The sequence below is a fragment of the Rhizobium gallicum bv. gallicum R602sp genome (assembly GCF_000816845.1).
GTDB classification, from domain to species: Bacteria; Pseudomonadota; Alphaproteobacteria; order Rhizobiales; family Rhizobiaceae; genus Rhizobium; species Rhizobium gallicum.
In genome coordinates, this window is the sequence record NZ_CP006880.1 from 1,826,171 (window position 1) to 1,845,177 (window position 19,007).

Sequence of the window (19,007 nt, forward strand, 5' to 3'; positions counted from 1 at the left end):
GCCGGCCCCGCAACCGCCCCAGTCACGCGCTCTCTCGCACGATGAACCGCCAAGGTGTATAGAACGCCTTCGCTTCCAAGGGCTTCTGCGCGGAGAGACTGTCAATGAGGTGCTGGCCAGCTTCAAGTAGCGAAAGCCATTCCGGGCCGATGGTCGTCAAGCGGGGATTGCAGTAAAAGCCCTCCTCGGCATTGCCACACCCTACGACGGCAATTTCGCTGGGCACCTGAATGCCGAGGCGAGCAAACTCCTCGATCAGTGTCACAGCCGTGTAGTCGGAGTCGAGCAAGACCGCTGTCGGCCGCTTTGCCATTTCAGCGATATTTCGCGCGCACCCAGCGGTAGCCTCACGCGCATCTGCGCCCACCATTGTGGTAATCAGCACTGACAGACCTGCCCTCACCGCACGCGCCTTCAGCGCAGAAATTCGCGGATTGTGCTGCATTTCGGCGTTTTGAATGTAGGCGAAATCGCGATGTCCTTTGTGCAGAAGATCGTCGAAAGCACACTCAAGCGCGTCGATCAAGCCGCTGTTAAGAACAGAATAGGATCGCGGTTGTGCTGTGGGATGGATGACGAGACAGGGTCGATTGAATGGCGCAAATGTCTGCTCGACCTGCTCTTCGGTGAGAAAACCGACTTCAGCGATCACACCATCGGCAAGACCCGCTTCAACCTCCCCCAGGATCTTCTGGACTGCACCGATCGTGGAGCCCGTCAAGACAATCGGCAGCAATCCCTGCTGCGCAGCCACCGATCCGAGATCGTGAACCATCTTGTCGGCATAGGGTATTCCGAGCTTCGGCAGGACAATGCAAATGCGTTCACTCTGCTGGCGACGCAAATGGCGGGCGGTTTTGTTCTGGATGTACCCCAGTTCTTCGACGGCGGCGCGGATGCGCTCGCGTGCTTCCGGTCCAACGCGCTTTAAATGTTCCTGGCGGCTGCTGAAATAGAAGGAAACGGCGGCCGTGGATACGTCGGCAAGTCGAGCAACGTCGGCAACGGTCGCGGATCGTTCGGTTCTGGCCGCCAGCCTTTCGCCGTCACGCATGTTTTCACTGCTCATTCAAGTCGCCGTAATCCTAGGACATCTCTCGCCGGCCGCAACGATGCGCTTCAGAAGCCGCTCGCGCAGCCGCTTCCTTATATCCTCATAGCCATCCCGGCCACAGAGATCTTCCAGCTCGTAAGGGTCGTTTTCAAGGTCGTAGAGATGTGTCTCGACATAGTGGGCGCTCGCCATGTCGTTCCAACCGCTGAGATCCGGTGCGGTGACCTCGTATTTCCATCTTCGCGTCCGCAGTGCCCTGCCCACATGATGCTCGCTGATCTGCACAAGCACGTCTTCTTCGCCAGCACCCTGTTGATCGAGGATTGACCTTCCCTGCATTAAAGCGGGCACCTGCAATCCGGCCGCCGCAAGAAGTGTTGGCGGCAGGTCGATCAGGCTGACCAGACCCTGATGGCCTCCCCGCCCCATGAACCCGGGCCCATGAAAGAAAGTCGGCACCCGTATCGACGCCTCGTGACACGAGCGCTTGTATTCGTTGTTGCGTGTCTTGAAATGACAGCCGTGGTCCGAGGTGAAGAGAATGATCGTGTTTTCGAGCTGGCCGAGGCTTGTCAATGCATCCGTCAGTCGTCCAAGCGCCTCGTCCAGGCGCTGGATCATTCCGAGATAGCCCGCATAGTGCTCACTCGAGGATCCGCCAAGGGCCGCAAGATCAGGCGGCAATTCCATTTGTTTTCGAATCCGCTCCTCGTAGCCGATCGGCGCAGGATAGCTGTCGAATTCATTCTGCTGGTGCGGCTCGATGAAGGACAGGAAAAGAAAGTATGGCTTTTCACGGTCGGCCGCCACAAAGCGGATCGCTGCGTCAGTCAGGGCGTCGACACGGTAGCCGGGAAGCCTGACGCGCTCGTCCTTGCCGTTGAAGACGACTGTATCGTAGGCATATGACGTGAATTCGAGAATGTTGGACGCCAGCCAATATTGGTAGCCGCCGCGTTCAGACGCAGGCACCGGCTCGCTGCCTGAAAGATGCCATTTGCCGATATAGCCGGTCTCGTAGCCCCCTTGGCGGAACCAGTGTGCGAGCGTCTTCTGGCCACTCGGCAAGGGAATGCTGTTGCGGAAGCATCCCGTCGTCGTGGGGTAAAGGCCCGTCTGCAGCGCCGAGCGCGCCGGTCCGCACACCGGCTGGCAGGTGAAAGAATTCGGCACGAACATCCCGGCTTCGGCAAGGCGGTCGAAATTTGGCGTCAGCTTCATTGGATGACCGTGAAGCCCGACCGTATCCCAGCGTTGTTGGTCGGTGAAAAAGACGATGACGTTGGGAGAAGCACTCATTATCTACCTTTCCATGGCTTATTTCATTCCGGACATCATCACCGAGCGCACGAAATAGCGTTGCATGAACACAAACAGCAGGAGGCTGGGGAGAAACAGGATCACCCCGCCCGTTGCCGTCAGATTCCATTGTGTGAAGAACTCCGAATTGAACAACGTCAGCCCTGTCGTAATCGGCCGCATCTCGACCGAGCTTACAACCACCAAGGGCCAGAGAAATTCATTGAACTGGAACACGAAGGTCAGCAGGCCAAGCGTTGCCATCGGTGCGCCAAGCTGCGGCAAGACAACCGATCGATAAATGCGCCACTCCGAGGCACCGTCGAGACGCGCAGCATCAAGAAGGTCGCTCGGAATTGGCCGGATAAATTGCCGCATGAGGAAAATTCCGTAGGCGCTCATGGCGAACGGCATGATGAGACCCTGATAGGTATTCAGCCAGCCCATTTTTGCGGTCAGAATGTAAAGCGGGATCATCCGGATGAAGAAGGGCAGCATCAGCGTGGAGAGCAGTGCTGCAAACATTGCCCGCTTTCCCGGAAACTCCATCTTTGCAAACACGTAGCCGACGAGCGGATCGAAGAAGAGGTGGAGCGCAGTTATGCCGCCGGCGATGATGAAACTGTTGAGTATGAACCGGGCAAACGGCGCCTTCTCCCAGATTGCCACGTAGTTCGAAAACTGCAGCACCGAGGGGACCAGCATCGGCACGCCGCTGAAGAGATCGGCGTCAGTCTGCAGCGATAGAGAGATCATGTACAAGAATGGAAAGAGCGCAAGGATGACAAAGAACCCGAGGGTGCCGTAGACGGCAAAGACGGCAAGTGGGGCGCGGTGGGAGGAGCCGGTCGACATCAGTAGACCACCTCCCGGTTCAGGAATCGAAATTGCACGAACGTGATTGCCAGGATCGCAATGAACATCAGGAACGAGAGCGCCGATGCGTATCCGATGTTTAGCTCCAGGAATGCCACCTCGTAGACATGCAATGCGTAAAGACGGGTCGCCTCTGCTGGACCGCCGCCCGTTAGCAGATAGGGTGCAGAAAGATCCTGAAGGTGTGCGATCATGCTGATAACGGCAAGAAAGAGTGTCGTCGGCATCAGCAACGGAATTGTAATTCGCCTGAACCGTTGAGCGGGCGAGGCGCCATCGACCTCGGCAGCCTCGTAGAGCTCCTTGGGAATGCCCTGGATGGCGGCGATGTAGATCAGCATCGCGTAGCCGATGTCCTTCCATACGGTGATCGCGATGATTGTCGGAAGGGCTGTCGATGGTGTGCTCAGCCAGTTCTGCGTGGGAAGGTCCAGAAAAGAGAGCAAGACGTTCAGCATGCCGGTATAGGGATCGAGCAGGCTCTTCCACATCAGGGCAACGATCACGAAGGAGATTATATAGGGGAAGAAGATGATGGCGCGAATGGTCGTAGCGGCCTTGATTGGGCCGCTGAGAATGGCCGCCAGAAAGAGCGCCGGCACCAAGGTGCAGAATGTTCCCAGAGTCGCGAACACGATGGTGCGGCCGAAGGCAGCGCGCACACGGGGGTCCATCAGAGCCTGGCGATAATTCTCAAAGCCTGCAAATTCAGATTGGCCGATGAGCGGCTGCCCGCGAAAGAAGCTGGCCCAGAGCTCCACCCCGATCGGATAGAAGAAATAGACCAGGAAGTATGCGATTGCAGGCAGCAGAACGATGTAGGCGAATCCGGCCTCCCGGGCCTTGCGGCTGTTAAGCAGCCTCATGCCGACGACCTCCGTCAGAACAATGATTGCGGACGGCAGTGACGACGCCAAAACGCGCAGCCGCTGCTCTTTGTTACTTATGCCCGAGTGCGGCGTTTGCCCGGCCCGCATAGTCGGAGAGAACCTCCTGCGCAGGCTTGTCGTTATAGAGGATGTCCTGGATGGCCGCCTTGAAAAGATCCTGTACGGCAGCATTCTTGCCGGTCAGCGAAAGCTTGGCGGATGAATCTACGGCGTAAGGCAGGCATTGGCTGAATTTTCCGAGCACAGGATCTGCCTTGACTTTCGGATCCGCAGCCCAGGATTTGCGCGGCATGGTCATGCCGTTGGGCAACGAGGCTGCAAGTTCCGTCTCAAGCGTAACGAACCGTTTGAGCAGGTCCCACGCTTCGGCTGGATGCTTGGCCGTCTTGGGGATGAAAAGGCTCACGCCACCGGACATCGTCGCCTGCTGCTTTTCCGTCAGCGACGGTGCGACGTCCCAGTTCAGTTTGGGATTGCCCGTTTTGATCGGGCTGACGTCCCATGGACCCGTTAGGATCATCGCAGCCCGGCCAGCCGTAAAGAGCTTCTGCGGGCCTTCGTAGTCGGCACCCGCCACCGGCAAAGGTGCGGCTTTGTCCTTGTGGATGAGGTCGGCCACAAACTGGATCGCCTGTGCGGACTGCGGGCTGTCGAAAGCGACCTTGTTAGCCGCCGAGTCATATAAAGCGCCGCCATTCTGGTAAATCCATGGCGTGTAGTATGTTGCAACCTGGTTGGGAGCAAATCCGAATTTTCCACGCTTGCTGGTTGCAATCGCGACCTTGCGGAATTCCTGCCAATTGGTCGGCGGCTTGTGGAAGCCGGCTTCCTTCAACATGTCCACATTATAGACCAGCGTCGCACAGGTCAGGTGTAATTGGATGCCATAGTACTTGCCGTCGATCGTGTTCCGGTCGACCGAGAAATCCTGCCAGTCCTGTGGATAACCCAAGTCTTTGCCGTCTTTTGCGACAAAGTCGTTGAGCGGCGTAATCATGCCCTGCAAAGCGAATTCGGGTACCCAGCCACCAGGTTCGGCAACGAGGTCCGGCGCATTTCCAACCGAAAGGTCGGCCACCAGCTTGGTGCGCATGTCCGGCCATTGGAAGCGACCCCATTCGACCGTCCAGCCGGGGTGGTCTGACTCGAATTTTTTGATGACGTCGGCATAGGCTTGGTAGGCATGGCCAGCGTTCCAATAAACCTTAAGCGTTTCGGCCCGAGCAGCGCCTCCAACTCCATACAGGCACAACGCAACGGCAATGCAACGGCTCAATCGATCGGCAAGTTTCATGGGTCTTCTCCCAAAGACAACTCAGAAACCGGCGCATTCATCACCGGATCCCTCCTCAAGGCCCGATGAAACCGGTAGGTTAATGGATTAACCTACCGGGCTTTTCAAGTCAATCGAAGTCCCGATCAAATGTCAAAAGCGACCCGGAAGCCAATATGTCCGGTCGTCGAGTCACCGGTGCTGCCCATGCGAGCAGCGATGCGGTATCGGTGGCAATAGGATGCATGGCAGAGGTAGGAGCCGCCTTTGAGAACGCGGCGGCTTTCCTGCAAAGCCGTGGCGTTTAGAGACTGCGAGGTCTTGCGCAAGGACCTCACGCGAAACGCGTCCGCGGTCCATTCCCAGCAGTTCCCGGCCATATTATACAGTCCAAATCCGTTGGGCTCGAACGAGACCGAGGGTGCGAGCCCCTCGTAACCGTCTACCCCGCTATCGAATTCCGGAAACCGCCCCTGCCAGATATTACAGGGGGTAAAGTCATCATCCGGATGGCGGTCGCCCCACGGGTAGATCGCGCCGCTAAGTCCGCCCTTGGCTGCGTGTTCCCATTCGGCTTCGCTCGGAAGCCGTCCGCCCACCCAAGCGGCAAATTGGGCCGCGTCCCGCCATGAGATGTGAACGACAGGATGATCCTTGAATGCCTCGAGATTGGAACAGGGCCCAAATGGCGCGCGCCAGCATGCGCCCTCGACCCGCCGCCACCATTCAGCGCCGACGACGCCTGAGGTCGCAAGCTTGGGAGCGACGTGCCGATAAAACACATAGGACCAACCCAACTGCTCGGCCTCGGTGATATAACCCGTGGCCGCAATGAAATCGGCGAACTGCGAATGGCTGACAGCTGCCTTGGCCAACAGGAACGGCTTGAGCCGCAGCTTCCGGGCAGGGCCTTCCCCGTCCGCCGTCAGGTATGGCCTGTCTGTCCCGACCTGCACGAGCCCACCTGGAATTTGTGCCTTATCGACAAATACCGGAGAAAGAGCTCGACGCACGGGCGCCCTCATCGGCGGATCGGCCTCGGACATGTTGGATAATTCGCTCGGGTGGCAGCAGCTCTTCATGGTGTCATTCGTTGGTTGCCGGCGATTGGCAGGTTTCAGTCCAAGATACAATAAGTTCTACGAACGTTGCGCAATGGGTTTTGCTCAACATGAAGACCAGCTGGCTGCCGGACGAGGGCGTCGATAAAGAGGTTGATGTCGAAGAGAAAGCCGCCTTTCTCAGTCCGCAAGCGGCTTTCGAGCCTTTTTCAAATTGCTAGACCTCTTCAGGAAGTGGCGAAGAAGCGACATATGCCGTCGGTCACCTCAGAAATTTGCAACAAACGCTCCGGGTCGACGTTAGGTGTATTAAAGGCAACTCTGAGGCGACCCATGGTCTACAAGCGGTACGGTTTAGAGGAGAATTCTGACGGCACGTGGCATGTCATCGACTACCACGAAGGTAGAACGGCAGAGATGCACGGAACGATTCTCAATCGGTTGCCCCACGATGTCGCGACTGACCTCATGATCATCCTGAATGCCGAAGAAAAGAGAAAGGCCGAGGCCGGGCCTCAGCACGCAAAGATTCACCTCATGGCAACCGGGCGTTATGGCCGTCGCAGGAACCTGAATGACTACTGGGCGGTGGTCGATGCAGTGACCGGACAGGCGGTCGTTATCGACGGGGTGGTCATGGATATGCTCACTGAAGAGGATGCCGAGGAGTTGGTCGAGCGTCTGAACCTTAAGGATGAGGAAGGAAGACCGTTCAGTCGTCCCTGACATTGCCGCTCAGATGGGGACTCCTAATCCTGCTAACTCAATGGCCCAACCGTGTAGGTCTTGTCGCCGTTGTTGCGCACGTGACCGAGGCCAGGAAACGGGAGGTGTGCGCCTGCGATGAGGTATCGATCCTTCGCAGCATCACCGAAGACTCGCCAATGCTCTTGCTCGGCCTCGGCACTGTCGACGTCATATCCGATCGTGACGGCCGGATCGACAAATTGCACTGCGGCGACATGGACGATATCGCCCCAAAGGAGCAGCTTTTCGCCTTTGCTTTCCACTTCGTACATCGTATGACCAGGAGTATGCCCGTAGGCCGGCTGGGCCTGGAGGTTTCAACCTGCCAAGAAAGTTGCTTTTCAGGGCATCGGCGATCCGCGCGGTGTCTCCTTGCAACATCTTCCTAGCCGCAAGCAGATTCTTGCCATCGGAAAGTACCGTGACCTCACAGTCACCAACCATCAAACGAAAGAAGCCGAATGAGCTCGCGCAATTCTTCCACCGTGTAGCCGATCGGCGCTCCTGCCACTCGCGAACGGCCTTTCAGATTGCCAGGCAGTCGCTCGTTTGAACTACCGAGGAAAAGGTCCTGCTCCATGGTGACTAAGAGCTGCTTATGACGATCGTGTGGAACAAGTTGATCGGTCGGATGTTCGTCATTTTCAACCATCAGGATTCTGCGTCATGCGAGTTTTACCCGTCATCGCCCTAACTTGCGCCACCTGTCTGACTTCGAACGCGTCCGCTTCTGAAGAAGACTTCTTGAAGTCGATCGAAGGACAGTGGACGGGCGGCGGAGCGGTCCTGACAAAGCTCGGCGGAAGCAAGGTTGATGTCTCGTGCAAAATGCAATCCGATGCCAAATCGTCCAGCTTTTCGATGAACGGCTCATGCCGAGCGTTTGCCGTTGTCACGCGCAGCTTTACCGCGAACGTCAAGGCGTCTGGAGAAGCGTATTCCGGCATTTATGTCGGAATATCCGGTAAGCCGTCCACACTCGTGGGCAGCCGAGACGGGAATACCATTAAACTCGATGTTACCTGGGCCAATACAATCTATGGGGACCGCCAAGCGAAAATGACGATCGAGAAGGTTGGCGAGGACGGTCTTCGAATTCGAACGATCGATCAAGATCCAGCGTCTGGGAAGTCGATTGTCACCACTCAATTAGATTTGAGGCGACGTTGAACGGCTATCGTCCGTCTTTTCCGAGAGCCTGTGACGGCGGCGTCGCTCCTTGGGCCGTCTACAGTGAACAAACGTCGGCCATTGGTTCAAAGCTCCGCACTGCCCGGTCGGAGTGTTGATCGACAGCGGCGCGTAAAGGCGCACCGCAATAGTGTCAGGAGGCAGGCTCCCAATATGACGTCAAAGGTCAGCGCTGGTCAGCCGATGCACTTGATGAAATCGATGAATGCACGCAGTGGCGCCGGCACGAGGCGCCGTCCAGGATAGTAGAGAAACGGCCCAGAGAAGGCCTGCCACCAGGGTTCAAGGACGGGTTCGAGGGCGCCGCGATTGAAATAAGGCTTCAGCCAGTCCTCGAACAGCCCCACGATGCCGACGCCGGCGATCGCCGCATCAACGGCAAGATCGACGGCTCCGCCAATCCCCACGGTCAACGGACCTTCCGGATCGACCCGCACGACCTCGCCGTCCCGCTCGAACTCCCACGGCGTCATCATCGCACCGCTCGGAAAGCGACCGCGTAGGCAGGCATGGCTGAGCAGATCGCGAGGATGAACGGGCCGCCCATGGCGATCAAGGTAAACCGGAGACGCAGCGGTGGCGAACCGCTGGACACGAGGTCCGATCGGCACCGCGATCATATCCTGCTCCAGCCGCTCCTCGTAGCGGATACCGGCATCGCATCCGGCCGCCAATACGTCGACGAAACTTTCCTCGGCGATCACCTCCAGCCGGATGCCAGGATAGGCCGCCAGGAATGGCGGAACGATGCCGGGCAGCACCAGCCGCGCCGCGCTGACCGGCACGTTCAGGCGCAACGAGCCCGCGGGCCGATCGCGAAAGCCGTTCACCACGTCGAGGGCGGTTTCCACCTCGTTCAACGCCGGGCCGAGCCGCTCTAGAAGGCCATGACCAGCGTCGGTCAAAACGACGCTGCGTGTCGTACGGTTGAGCAGCCGGACGCCGAGCTGCGCTTCAAGGCGGCGGACCGCCTCGCTCAAGCCCGACGCGCTTGCACCGCTTGCACGCGCTGCGTCGCGAAAGCCCTTGGCGCGCGCCACCGCCACGAAAGCGCTCAGATCACCTAGATCGACACTCACTGTTCGCCTCTCCGCACAGCCTGTGCAGATTGTATCCGGTTATCGCGCGGATGACCAACCCCTATCTACGCCTTGATCAGATAAGGGAAAGATGGTGACCAGCACCGAAAACCAATCCAAAACCTTCGTCCTCGACGACCGCACCGTGAAGCGACTGGGCTACGGCGCCATGCAACTTGCAGGGCCTGGGGTGTTCGGTCCGCCCAAGGACCGTGACGCGGCATTGGCCGTATTGCGCGAAGCAGTGGAGCGCGGGGTCAATCACATCGACACCAGCGACTTTTACGGCCCGCACGTGACCAACCAGTTGATCCGCGACGCACTCGCACCCTATGGCGAAGATCTCGTCATCGTCACCAAGATCGGCGCCCGGCGCGGCGAGAATGGATCCTGGCTCTCGGCCCTCTCGCCGGGAGAACTGACCCAGGCCGTGCATGACAATTTGCGAAATCTCGGTCTCGACGTGTTGGATGTCGTCAACCTTCGGATTATGTTCGACGCCCATGGCCCGGCCGAGGGATCAATCGAGGCGCCGCTCACCGCCCTGGCCGAGCTCCAGCGGCTGGGCCTGGTGCGACAGATCGGGTTGAGCAATGTCACCCCCACGCAAGTCGCAGAAGGACGCCGGATTGCCAAAATCGTTTGCGTGCAGAACCAGTACAATTTAGCGCATCGGGGAGACGATGCCCTGATTGACGATCTTGCCCGCGATGGCATCGCCTATGTGCCGTTCTTTCCGCTCGGCGGATTCAATCCGCTGCAGTCGTCTATCTTGTCCGACGCCGCTCAACGCCTCGGCGCCACGCCATTGCAGGTCGCTCTCGCCTGGCTGCTTCGCCGGGCGCCGAACATCCTACTGATCCCCGGCACCTCCTCGGTTGCGCATCTGCGCGAGAACCTCGCCACGGCGGAACTTGATCTGCCGAATGATACGCTTGATGCATTGGACGGCATTGCAGCAAACGTCAGTTCCGCCGGAAGAGCCGACGATTAGCTTGCTTCCGGGCGCAGCCGGCGCTCGGCAATCGGGTGAAAAGCCGGCAGCGCGATCGTACTCAGCAAAGTCTGCTTTTCACTCATAGACTCGGTTCGGCCGCACTGTGCTGCAGCAATTGCTTTCGTTGAACGCCGCAGGTCCCGCCGTCCCGTTATCGATACGGGACGGTATTAGGTATTCACCAACTTTGTCGGAACAGGATAAGGCCGCTTATCTCAGTGAGGGAGGATCGGAGCGCGTCAGTCCGGCTCCACTGGTCGGATCGTATCGACCGAGACGTCGCCATCCAGGATCCCGCGCGAAACGTCGGTACGATCACGGTCGATCTCGATCACGGTGTAAAGCTTGTCGTCCCGGAAAGCACTCGCATTAGCTGTCGTCACGTCTTCGGCAGGCGCGGCATCGACCTCCATGAAGTCCAGCTCGCGACTCGCCGCGATGATCCGTGCGTCGCCTGGCGTCCTTGCCGCCACTACGACAACTCCATGTCCTGGAGAATTGGCCCATCTTGGATCGTTCGGTGCGGCGATCGGTTCGAGACGATAGATGCTGAGTGGTTCCCCAGCGCTGCCGGGCGCGCTCTGCGCGGCCGCGTCAGCGATCTGCGCCTGGCTTTCGACCGAACGCCCAAACGTAGTCGGGCTGGTTGCATTGTTGATCGCGTCGGTGCCTGTCTTCGAAACGTTCGACATGACGTCCTCCATAACAAACAATAACGATAGCGGCACCCAACTGTTCCGCACTCCAGAACTCGCAAGCGCCGGGCCGGTACGGCGCTCAAGGCGAAGCTGATCCTTAAATCCCAGGTGCAGACCAAATTCGCAGGGCAAGGAGCGTGCAGGGGCTCGGCCCCCCACGACCGTTTTAGTAACCCACGCAAGAGCGCTCTTTCAAATGGGTCGCCCCTGTTGAGCGGTTTGTCTACGTGGGCCTTAAATATTCAGCGCGTCACGTAGACGTCTTCGTCCCGCACGACGTGGGTCGTGCCGACGGCGCCGCCGATCCAAGCCGCGATAGCACCTACGGCTAGAGCGATGAATGCCAGGATCGCGCCCGCCGAGAACGCTGTCGCTGCGGTCTCGGCGGCCTCGGTCGCCTGCTGCTTCGCCCGGGCAACGGCGTCCTTGTACTGCTGCTCGTACTGGGCGACCTGCTGCTTGGCCTGATCGACAGGAATGTTCTGAGCTCGGGCGATGGCGTCGGCAGCGCGATTGCGTGCTTCTTCTGCCTTGGTTTGGTCGCCTGTCAGAACTGCGCGCACGGAGGCGACTGCGGCATCACGCAGCGCTGCTGGATCGTTGCCGCCACTTGCGTCGCGGATGCTCTGCTCGACGCCAGCCATTGGATCGGTGGCCGTCGCAAGTGCCGGCGCTGCAGTCGTGGCGGCTGTGGCCACCGTGGATCCGGCGCTGGAGACGATGCCGCCCAAACCAGAGAAGACGCCACCGACGAGAGCGCCGACGGATGTGGTCAAAAGATAGACGACGACGAGCGTAGTGACGGCCCACGACGTGACGCCATGAAGAGATCCCGTCGAACGAAGGGGGCGTCCGGACAACCGGCTGGCAATGTAGCCGCCGGCAAAGGATGCGATGAGGCCGCTAACGACGAACCAGATTGCCGTGCTGACCGAGAGCGTTGTCGCACTCGGATTATCACTCGAAGCGGGATCGATGACGGCGGCGCCGAGGCCGGCACCCAGGAGGTTGAGCAGGATCTGAACCACAAGTGCCACTGCGACGCCGGCGAACACGGCGCCCCAGGAGACCTTGTTGAAGGCTGCGTTGAGGTAGGGGTTATCGTCGCGCGTATGAATGTGCGCCACGGATGAAACGGGTTCGGTCATAGGAGTTTCCTTTTTTCACGCGTTCGTGAAGTGGCAATCAAACTCGCAGATGTGCCCATTGTTCCAGGTGGCTGAACTTCATTGGAAAGCGTGGATGCGAAATCCCAGATCCTTTGCTTGTAGCACCCGCAAGCACATACGGCTCGAGCCGCACCGGTGCCTTCTTAAACCCTCTCCAGAGGAAGAATGGGGGCGGAGGCAGCACCATGGTGACGGCGCGCGCGGGCGGACGCCAGAGCCAAGCGCGCCCGCGAGGCGCTTGTCTACCTTTCTTATTTCACGATCGTTTTTATCTTCGCCACAGCTTCGAGCGTGCGATGGACCGGGCATTTGTCGGCAATTTCAGCAATCTTGCTGCGAAGCTCCTCGCCGATCTCGCCATCGATGGAAATGACGCGCTCGAAACGATCTATCCTGCCGCTGCCGCGGCGTTCCGCTTCGGTGCAGTCTTCGCAGTCCTTGACATGAATTTTTGCATGCGAGACGTCAACGGCGATCCGCCCGAGCGTCAGCTTCTTGTGATCGGCATAGATACGCAGCGTCATCGAGGTGCAGGCGCCAAGTGCGATCGACAGGAAATCATAGGGCGATGGCCCGGTATCGAGCCCGCCCAGGTTTCCGGGTTCATCTGCGAAAAGCCGGTGGCTGCCCGCCTGAACCGAATTCTGGAACTTGCCTTCGCCCGTTTCCGTCACGCGGACATGTTCGATCACCCCCGTGCCCTGCGGCGTGTCGGCGGCAAGATAACGGGGCAGCCATCCCGATATGACCCTTCCGGCGAAGGCTGCGTCCTCAATGTCAGTGAGCAGGTGGTCGGCCTTGTCCAGCGAGATGAAGCTCTTGGGATGTCTGGCCGCGAGGAAGATTTCGTTGGCGTTTTCTATTCCGACCGTCTCATCCAGCGGCGCGTGAAGGATGAGGAGCGGCTTTTTCAGGCTCGCAACCGCATCCTTGAGACGGTGTGCACGCGCGTCCTCGACAAATTGCTTGCTGAGAAGGAACGTACGCCCGGCAAGATCCACTTCGGCTACACCACTTTTTTCGATTTCCTCGAGGCTCGTCCCGAAATTCTTCAACACGTGGCCGACATCGGCTGGCGCACCGATCGTGGCAACGGCGCGCACTTCAGGAATGTTCCTGGCGACGGCCAGCACCGCTGCGCCGCCGAGCGAGTGGCCGATCAGCACTGACGGTGCCCGGTAGTGCTGACGAAGATAGTCGGCCGCCGAAAGCAGGTCGGCGACATTGGAGGAGAAATTTGTCGAAGCAAATTCGCCTTCGCTCGATCCCAGACCCGTGAAATCAAAACGCATGACAGCGATACCTTCGCGCGCAAGCTCCGCTGCAATGCGGCGAACTGCGGCCAAATCCTTGGAGCAGGTGAAGCAATGGGCAAAAAGTGCGTAGGCGCGTAAGGGCCAGTTCGGCACGTCGAGGCGGGCAGCCAGGGTTGCGCCGGAATGGCCGGCAAATTGAACCCGTTGCGTGTGGAAGGCCATGGGAATGCTCCGTCGCTGTGAGGAAATAAGCATTCTACATCAGCCACGGAGACCGACTATCTGGATGTTCGTTCAAACCAATCTTTGGCCAGATGTTTATGTCAGCGGAGCGCCGGCACTGCCGGCGCCGCTCCTTGGTGGCGGCGTCCAATCCGCACGACGTGCTCCGTTATGGCCCGGCGCATCCGCCGCACTTTTAGAATGGGGCGCCGATCTGCCTGGCAGGAGACAGGCGGCCGGCTATTCGGCCGCCGAGCGCCGTGGCAGCACCCAGTTGGCGCGCGGGAAGTGGCAGGTGTAGCCGTTTGGATAGCGCTCCAGGTAATCCTGATGCTCGGGTTCCGCCTGCCAGAAATCTCCCGCCGGCTCGACCTCGGTCACCACCTTGCCGGGCCACAGACCCGAAGCGTCGACGTCTGCGATGGTGTCCTCGGCTATTTTCTTCTGCTCGTCGTCAACGTAATAGATCGCCGACCGGTAGGAGGCGCCGACATCGTTGCCCTGCCGGTTTCTTGTCGTCGGATCATGGATCTGGAAGAAAAACTCCAGAATCCGTCTGTAGCTGATCATCTCGGGATCGAAGATGATCTCGATGCCTTCGGCGTGGGTACCGTGATTTCGGTAGGTCGCGTTCGGCACATCGCCGCCGGTGTAGCCCACGCGGGTCTGAATGACCCCGGGCAGCTTGCGGATCAAGTCCTGCATTCCCCAGAAGCAACCACCAGCCAGAACAGCTTTCTCGGTCATTTAGATATCCTCCACCTGGTTGAGATATGCACCGTAGCCCTCGGCGTCCATTTCGTCGCGCGGAATGAAGCGCAGGGCCGCGGAATTGATGCAGTAACGCAGGCCGCCTTGCTCTTGAGGACCGTCGGGAAACACATGTCCGAGGTGGCTGTCGCCATGCGCCGAGCGCACCTCGGTGCGGATCATGCCTTGGGAGCCATCTCGCAGTTCCTTGACGTTTTCCGACACGATCGGCTTGGTGAAGCTCGGCCAGCCGCAGCCGGAATCGAACTTGTCGCCCGAGGCAAACAGCGGCTCGCTCGAAACGATGTCGACATAGATCCCCGACCTCTTGTTGTCATGGTATTCCCCTGTAAAGGGGCGTTCGGTGCCGTTTTGCTGGGTCACCCGATATTGCTCGGACGTAAGTTTGCTGACCGCTTCGTCGGTCTTTGCGTAGGTCATTGCCTATCTCCGTTCTCGGATTTGTTGCCTGAATATGGCGAAGGCCCACGGGGATTCCCAATATCAGGTGTGCATAGATTCGATAGCCGTACCATAAGGACAGTTCTGTCCGCTTACGCCCAGTCGTACCGAGCTGCCATCTGCGCGATCTTGCGGATCTCGAGCGGCGTACCGGAACCGGAGACCGTCACGAAGACCAGTTCGCGTTCCAATGATATCCCTTCAACCGGGCGCGTCGCTATGCCCTGCACGACGACGGATCGTTCGGGCATGATGCAGATCGCGCGGCCTTCGGCTACCATTTGCTGGACCCAGTCCTCGCGCTCGGCACTGAAGCGCGGTTGCATGACCGCATCTTGGTCCATCAGGTGCTCGGTGATCTCGGTGTGAAACTCGCAGGCCAGCCGGTCAACGTAAGGATAGGCGGCAATTGCCTCGGTGCTGACGACATCTTTGCCCGCCAGCGGATGGCTCTCCGCACAGGCAAGGAGGAATCGCTCGGAAAACAGCGGCACGACGTTGAACTTGGGGTTGGGACGCGGCGCCCGCGGCAGGATGCAGGCGTGGTACTTGCCCGAAAGCACTTCGTCCGCGCCTTCTCCGGCCAACAGCTGATGCATGTTGATCTTTATGGAAGGAAGCTTTCCAAGCGCGTCGTCGAAGAATGCGGCAAAGGTAGCGGGGCCTATGGTCGGGGCAACGGCGATGTCGAGAATACGGCGTCGGCCGAGCACCGTGCTCTCGGAATGCTCGAGCACGTTTCGAAGCGCGAGTTCAATCCGCATGAATTCGGCCTGGACGTCGCGGCCAAGCGCCGTAAGTCGGCTGTCCTTGCCATCGCGATAGATCAGTGGACTGCCCAATTCTTCCTCTAGACGCTGGATTGCTCGAGTGAGACTTGGCTGCGAGACACCACTTCGACGTGCGGCTTGGGTGAAATTCAAGGTTTCCGCCAAATTGAGAAAGTACCTAACCTGATTGATGTCCATGGATCACTTCTTGCGTGAGTTTGAAGAGGATTGCCATCAAGGTGAAAGCGAGATGCCCGGGTTTCGAGCCGTCTAGGAGTGAATACAGATCAGCAATGGTTTTTGCCACTCCTGGAGAGCGCCTGCCGCGATGAGCTACCCAGTGCAGGCGATGATTTACCGCGAGGGCAGTGCGATCACAGCTTTCTTCAATGGGACCAAGAAAGCCATTGCGATGGTCATCGTCGGCCCGCGCTTAGGTGCAACGGCGCGCGTCACCGTCTCGGCCCAGGCAAGGGCATCCCGCTCACGCTCTTCGACGAGGTTGCCGGCTTCAGCCCATGCTTGCACGAGCGCGATCTTGTAGGAGGGCTACGGCGCGATGGCAAAGAACAAGAACACTGCAAAGACGACCAGGTGCACGATCCCCTGAAGCACCGTGGTTCGGGCCGTACCCAATGTGATCACGCTGATGATCAGCGTCAGCACCAGCAGAGTCTGATCCTTCTCCTCCAGGCCAAGCGCCAGGGGCTCGCCAAGCACGATCGAGACGAGCGCAACGGCAGGGATCGTCAGGCCGATTGTCGCAAGGGCCGATCCCAGCGCCAGGTTCAGGCTGGTCTGCAGTCGGTTGGCCCGCGCTGCCTTGAGCGCCGCCAGACATTCAGGAAGCAACACGACGCCCGCAATGACGATTCCCACGACGGCCTTCGGCACGCCGAGCCAGTCTACGCCTGCCTCCACCGAAGGCGTCAGAGCTTTTGCAAGGCCCACCACCGCCACGAGCGCGACGAGCAGCAAAGCTGCGCTCGTGGCTGCCGTCCTGTTTGAGGGCACCGGCGCGTGCGCATCCTCGTTATCGGCCTCGAACGGCAGGAAGTAGTCGCGGTGCCGCACGGTCTGGACGAAGATGAATGACCCGTAAAGAACCAATGAAACTGCACCGGCAAAGACAAGCTGCGGTGTACTGAACATCGGCCCCGCTGCGCGCGTGACGACGTTTGGCACGACCAGCGTCAGGACGGTGAGCGCGGCCAATACGGCCAAGGCAGCACTCGCTCCCTGGAGCTGAAATCCCTGTTCGTGGTGACGCATGCCCCCGCAAAGCAGGCACAGGCCGACGATACCGTTCATCACGATCATGACAGCGGCGAATATGGTGTCGCGAGCCAGGTCCGCCTTTTCTCCCGGAGCTGCGATCATCACCGAGACGATCAGCGCTACCTCGATCACGGTGACGGCGATCGCCAGAACCAACGTGCCGAACGGCTCGCCGACCCGCTGTGCGACAACCTCGGCGTGAAATACCGCGGCAAAGACGGTGGCGATCAGAGCTACTCCGGCAGCCGCAACAACAAGGCCCGCGCTGCCTGTAAACGGCGTCACCAACAGGATCGCCAATGCCACTGCAGGCGAAACCCATGCCCACCACGGTGTTTGTTCTGCTGCCAAGACGGTGAAAACCCATTGTTCGGCCGTATAAGGATACGCATGGAAATCCTCCGTAGGCAACCTTACGTCGCACTCCAGGGGCGTGAGTCCGGCTCCGGAGAAAGACATCCGGTTGTCACGCGCCGACGAGCTCAGTGTCTGGCGTTCATCAATCCTTTGAGGCTGCCTGGTGTCCAACCCTACCATCCTATCTGGACGCTCGGACACTTAATCAAATCCAGGATCAGCTGGTCGTGCAGGCGAGCGCGATGGCATCCGCGACCTCGCTGCTACGCTCCGAAAGATTGCCCGTTGCGACCCTGATATGATTGCTGGGCAGGATCGAGAACTTTGCGCCGGGGTGAACTGCAATCCCTCTCGCCGCCAAGGTGACCATCGCAAAAGGCTCTGACGCGACCGGAATCCAGGCGCAGAGGCCTCCTCCATCATCCAACTCGACGCCGCGCTCGCGCAGCGCATTCGTCAGATCATCGTGGCGCTGCTGATAGATATTGCGCGCCCGGGCAAGGATTTCCTCGGTCCTGGGATCGCGTTGCAGCCACGCTGCCGCTGCTTGCAGAATCCGGCTGGTCCAGCCGGCGCTGAAGCTCCGATAGGATTGAATCTGCTCCACGATCGCCCGGGAACTCGACAGCACGGCAAGACGCAGGTCCGGACCCAGCGTCTTCGAATAGGACAGGATGTGTATGACGCGGTCCGGATAGCGCCCTCCCAAGGAATGCTTCGGTGAGCCGGAAATGTCGGCCACGCCATCGTCTTCGATAATCAGCGTGTCGCTCCCTGCCAAAATATTTCCCAGAGCTTCCAGGCGCGCCTTGCTGACGCTTTGGCCGGTCACGGAGTGGAGCCGCGGCTGAAACAGAAATGCAACGGGACGATATTTCATGGCCGCTTCGAGCGACGACGGCAGGGGGCCGTCCTTGTCGCACTGAACGGGCAGGATACGCACGCCCAGATCCTCGAGTATATCGAGAAGGCGCATGGCCGTCGGGTTCTCGATTGCGACCGAAGCGCCAGGCATCACTAACGCATGCAACAGCGTATAGACGGCGTTGTATCCGCCATTTGTTGCAAGGAAGGCCTCCGGCTCGTAGGGCCAGTCGCGCCGCACGGCCGCTTCGAGCTCCGGCAGGATACGGCTGCGTTCGTAGCTGTTGAGGTTTTCCGCCGAGGCGCCGTATGCCAGGGCGTCTGTGAGGGGCGGCAGCAGGCGTACATCCGGGACCGCCGCCGTGAGGTCGAGCACGCCCTCGCCGTAGTTGCCGGAACTTGCAAGCCTCTCGGGCTTGGCAACGAACCGATCGCCGCTGACCCAGGTGCCGTTGCGGCCGCGCCCGCTGATGATCTTCTGGCGGCGCAGCTCGCTCCAGGCCTCGGAGATCGTCGCGGGGCTGACGCCAAGCGCGAAGGCAAGGTCGCGGATCGCAGGCAGCTTGGTTCCGACGGGAAGTGCACCTGCCCTGATCAAGGCACTGGTTTCCAACGCAATTCCGCGAATGGACTTGTCGCTTAACTTTTGGGCAAACCAATCGGCATTTCGTGTGTCGTTCATATTTTGCGCCAAGATTAAATGTTCAATAACGT

Annotated in this window: 20 protein-coding genes and 1 pseudogene; 3 read left to right on the forward strand and 18 right to left on the reverse strand. The window is 59.4% G+C overall.

The window, feature by feature from the left end; genetic code table 11:
- Positions 1 to 22: 22 nt before the first annotated feature.
- The 6 genes from RGR602_RS31645 to RGR602_RS31670 form a co-directional block, all read right to left on the reverse strand.
- Entirely contained in the window at positions 23 to 1,069 is a 1,047-nt protein-coding gene (locus RGR602_RS31645; protein WP_052451851.1) for a LacI family DNA-binding transcriptional regulator, read from the reverse strand.
- Positions 1,070 to 2,353: a sulfatase-like hydrolase/transferase gene (locus RGR602_RS31650; protein WP_040115903.1), complete on the reverse strand. Its 1,284-nt coding sequence runs from the start codon at positions 2,351 to 2,353 to the stop codon at positions 1,070 to 1,072.
- Between the two features lie 18 nt (positions 2,354 to 2,371).
- On the reverse strand, positions 2,372 to 3,208 hold the full coding sequence (locus tag RGR602_RS31655; protein ID WP_040115904.1) for a carbohydrate ABC transporter permease: 837 nt from the start codon (positions 3,206 to 3,208) through the stop codon (positions 2,372 to 2,374).
- Positions 3,208 to 4,095 (reverse strand): carbohydrate ABC transporter permease, encoded by an 888-nt coding sequence (locus RGR602_RS31660; RefSeq protein ID WP_040116657.1) that lies wholly within the window; start codon positions 4,093 to 4,095, stop codon positions 3,208 to 3,210. Before RGR602_RS31660 ends, RGR602_RS31655 begins: the two co-directional genes overlap by 1 nt.
- Before the next feature lie 73 nt (positions 4,096 to 4,168).
- Complete coding sequence (locus RGR602_RS31665) at positions 4,169 to 5,413, reverse strand: ABC transporter substrate-binding protein (RefSeq protein ID WP_040115905.1); 1,245 nt, start codon at positions 5,411 to 5,413, stop codon at positions 4,169 to 4,171.
- A gap of 125 nt (positions 5,414 to 5,538) precedes the next feature.
- Positions 5,539 to 6,405, reverse strand: a complete 867-nt coding sequence (locus RGR602_RS31670) for a formylglycine-generating enzyme family protein (protein WP_223844096.1) — start codon at positions 6,403 to 6,405, stop codon at positions 5,539 to 5,541.
- A 381-nt stretch (positions 6,406 to 6,786) separates the two neighbouring features.
- On the opposite strand from RGR602_RS31670, the gene RGR602_RS39570 reads away from it, so the two are divergent.
- Positions 6,787 to 7,179 (forward strand): hypothetical protein, encoded by a 393-nt coding sequence (locus tag RGR602_RS39570; protein ID WP_318299966.1) that lies wholly within the window; start codon positions 6,787 to 6,789, stop codon positions 7,177 to 7,179.
- 32 nt (positions 7,180 to 7,211) lie between these two features.
- On the opposite strand, the gene RGR602_RS31685 is transcribed toward RGR602_RS39570, so the two are convergent.
- Both RGR602_RS31685 and RGR602_RS31690 read right to left on the reverse strand, forming a co-directional pair.
- Positions 7,212 to 7,463 (reverse strand): MBL fold metallo-hydrolase, encoded by a 252-nt coding sequence (locus RGR602_RS31685; RefSeq protein WP_210263657.1) that lies wholly within the window; start codon positions 7,461 to 7,463, stop codon positions 7,212 to 7,214.
- Positions 7,464 to 7,633: 170 nt separating this feature from the next.
- Positions 7,634 to 7,852, reverse strand: coding sequence for a hypothetical protein (locus RGR602_RS31690; protein WP_040115909.1), 219 nt, complete (start codon positions 7,850 to 7,852; stop codon positions 7,634 to 7,636).
- A gap of 92 nt (positions 7,853 to 7,944) precedes the next feature.
- Between RGR602_RS31690 and RGR602_RS31695 the strand changes: the two genes are divergently transcribed.
- On the forward strand, positions 7,945 to 8,370 hold the full coding sequence (locus RGR602_RS31695; RefSeq protein WP_318299964.1) for a hypothetical protein: 426 nt from the start codon (positions 7,945 to 7,947) through the stop codon (positions 8,368 to 8,370).
- 197 nt (positions 8,371 to 8,567) lie between these two features.
- Here the strand turns inward: RGR602_RS31695 and RGR602_RS31700 are convergent, their stop codons facing one another.
- Positions 8,568 to 9,470, reverse strand: coding sequence for a LysR family transcriptional regulator (locus RGR602_RS31700; protein WP_040115911.1), 903 nt, complete (start codon positions 9,468 to 9,470; stop codon positions 8,568 to 8,570).
- Between the two features lie 94 nt (positions 9,471 to 9,564).
- Here RGR602_RS31700 and RGR602_RS31705 point away from each other — a divergent pair, with 94 nt between their 5' ends.
- A complete protein-coding gene (locus tag RGR602_RS31705) occupies positions 9,565 to 10,464 on the forward strand; it encodes an aldo/keto reductase family oxidoreductase (RefSeq protein ID WP_223844097.1) in 900 nt (299 codons plus the stop codon).
- Positions 10,465 to 10,706: 242 nt separating this feature from the next.
- Here the strand turns inward: RGR602_RS31705 and RGR602_RS31710 are convergent, their stop codons facing one another.
- The 9 genes and pseudogenes from RGR602_RS31710 to RGR602_RS31750 all read right to left on the reverse strand — a co-directional run bounded on the left by RGR602_RS31710 (position 10,707) and on the right by RGR602_RS31750 (position 18,975).
- The gene (locus tag RGR602_RS31710; RefSeq protein ID WP_040116659.1) at positions 10,707 to 11,159 is read right to left on the reverse strand and encodes a hypothetical protein; all 453 of its coding nucleotides are present in this window, start codon (positions 11,157 to 11,159) and stop codon (positions 10,707 to 10,709) included.
- Between the two features lie 248 nt (positions 11,160 to 11,407).
- On the reverse strand, positions 11,408 to 12,313 hold the full coding sequence (locus RGR602_RS31715) for a hypothetical protein (protein WP_040115913.1): 906 nt from the start codon (positions 12,311 to 12,313) through the stop codon (positions 11,408 to 11,410).
- A 272-nt stretch (positions 12,314 to 12,585) separates the two neighbouring features.
- Positions 12,586 to 13,812, reverse strand: coding sequence for a bifunctional alpha/beta hydrolase/OsmC family protein (locus RGR602_RS31720; RefSeq protein WP_040115914.1), 1,227 nt, complete (start codon positions 13,810 to 13,812; stop codon positions 12,586 to 12,588).
- 240 nt (positions 13,813 to 14,052) lie between these two features.
- Positions 14,053 to 14,559 (reverse strand): peptide-methionine (S)-S-oxide reductase MsrA, encoded by a 507-nt coding sequence (gene msrA, locus RGR602_RS31725; protein WP_040115915.1) that lies wholly within the window; start codon positions 14,557 to 14,559, stop codon positions 14,053 to 14,055.
- A complete protein-coding gene (msrB, locus tag RGR602_RS31730) occupies positions 14,560 to 15,003 on the reverse strand; it encodes a peptide-methionine (R)-S-oxide reductase MsrB (RefSeq protein ID WP_040115916.1) in 444 nt (147 codons plus the stop codon).
- Positions 15,004 to 15,116: 113 nt separating this feature from the next.
- Positions 15,117 to 15,992 (reverse strand): LysR family transcriptional regulator, encoded by an 876-nt coding sequence (locus tag RGR602_RS31735; protein WP_040115917.1) that lies wholly within the window; start codon positions 15,990 to 15,992, stop codon positions 15,117 to 15,119.
- A gap of 249 nt (positions 15,993 to 16,241) precedes the next feature.
- A pseudogene (locus tag RGR602_RS39965) lies at positions 16,242 to 16,334 on the reverse strand (carboxymuconolactone decarboxylase family protein); the annotation flags it as partial.
- A 9-nt stretch (positions 16,335 to 16,343) separates the two neighbouring features.
- Complete coding sequence (locus tag RGR602_RS31745; RefSeq protein WP_040116660.1) at positions 16,344 to 17,423, reverse strand: calcium:proton antiporter; 1,080 nt, start codon at positions 17,421 to 17,423, stop codon at positions 16,344 to 16,346.
- Between the two features lie 223 nt (positions 17,424 to 17,646).
- Positions 17,647 to 18,975 carry an aminotransferase-like domain-containing protein gene (locus tag RGR602_RS31750; RefSeq protein ID WP_040115919.1) on the reverse strand — a complete coding sequence of 443 codons (1,329 nt, stop codon included), beginning with the start codon at positions 18,973 to 18,975 and terminating at the stop codon, positions 17,647 to 17,649.
- Positions 18,976 to 19,007 lie beyond the last annotated feature (32 nt).

Excerpts from the sequence above, each read along its gene's own strand:
- RGR602_RS31750 (WP_040115919.1), bottom strand. The coding sequence starts at position 18,975 with ATGAACGACACACGAAATGCCGATTGGTTTGCCCAAAAGTTAAGCGAC.
- RGR602_RS31665 (WP_040115905.1), bottom strand. The coding sequence starts at position 5,413 with ATGAAACTTGCCGATCGATTGAGCCGTTGCATTGCCGTTGCGTTGTGC.
- RGR602_RS31715 (WP_040115913.1), bottom strand. The coding sequence starts at position 12,313 with ATGACCGAACCCGTTTCATCCGTGGCGCACATTCATACGCGCGACGAT.
- msrA (WP_040115915.1), bottom strand. The coding sequence starts at position 14,559 with ATGACCGAGAAAGCTGTTCTGGCTGGTGGTTGCTTCTGGGGAATGCAG.
- RGR602_RS39570 (WP_318299966.1), top strand. The coding sequence starts at position 6,787 with ATGGTCTACAAGCGGTACGGTTTAGAGGAGAATTCTGACGGCACGTGG.
- RGR602_RS31660 (WP_040116657.1), bottom strand. The coding sequence starts at position 4,095 with ATGAGGCTGCTTAACAGCCGCAAGGCCCGGGAGGCCGGATTCGCCTAC.
- RGR602_RS31690 (WP_040115909.1), bottom strand. The coding sequence starts at position 7,852 with ATGGTTGAAAATGACGAACATCCGACCGATCAACTTGTTCCACACGAT.
- msrB (WP_040115916.1), bottom strand. The coding sequence starts at position 15,003 with ATGACCTACGCAAAGACCGACGAAGCGGTCAGCAAACTTACGTCCGAG.
- RGR602_RS31710 (WP_040116659.1), bottom strand. The coding sequence starts at position 11,159 with ATGTCGAACGTTTCGAAGACAGGCACCGACGCGATCAACAATGCAACC.
- RGR602_RS31645 (WP_052451851.1), bottom strand. The coding sequence starts at position 1,069 with ATGAGCAGTGAAAACATGCGTGACGGCGAAAGGCTGGCGGCCAGAACC.
- RGR602_RS31735 (WP_040115917.1), bottom strand. The coding sequence starts at position 15,992 with ATGGACATCAATCAGGTTAGGTACTTTCTCAATTTGGCGGAAACCTTG.
- RGR602_RS31655 (WP_040115904.1), bottom strand. The coding sequence starts at position 3,208 with ATGTCGACCGGCTCCTCCCACCGCGCCCCACTTGCCGTCTTTGCCGTC.
- RGR602_RS31720 (WP_040115914.1), bottom strand. The coding sequence starts at position 13,812 with ATGGCCTTCCACACGCAACGGGTTCAATTTGCCGGCCATTCCGGCGCA.
- RGR602_RS31650 (WP_040115903.1), bottom strand. The coding sequence starts at position 2,353 with ATGAGTGCTTCTCCCAACGTCATCGTCTTTTTCACCGACCAACAACGC.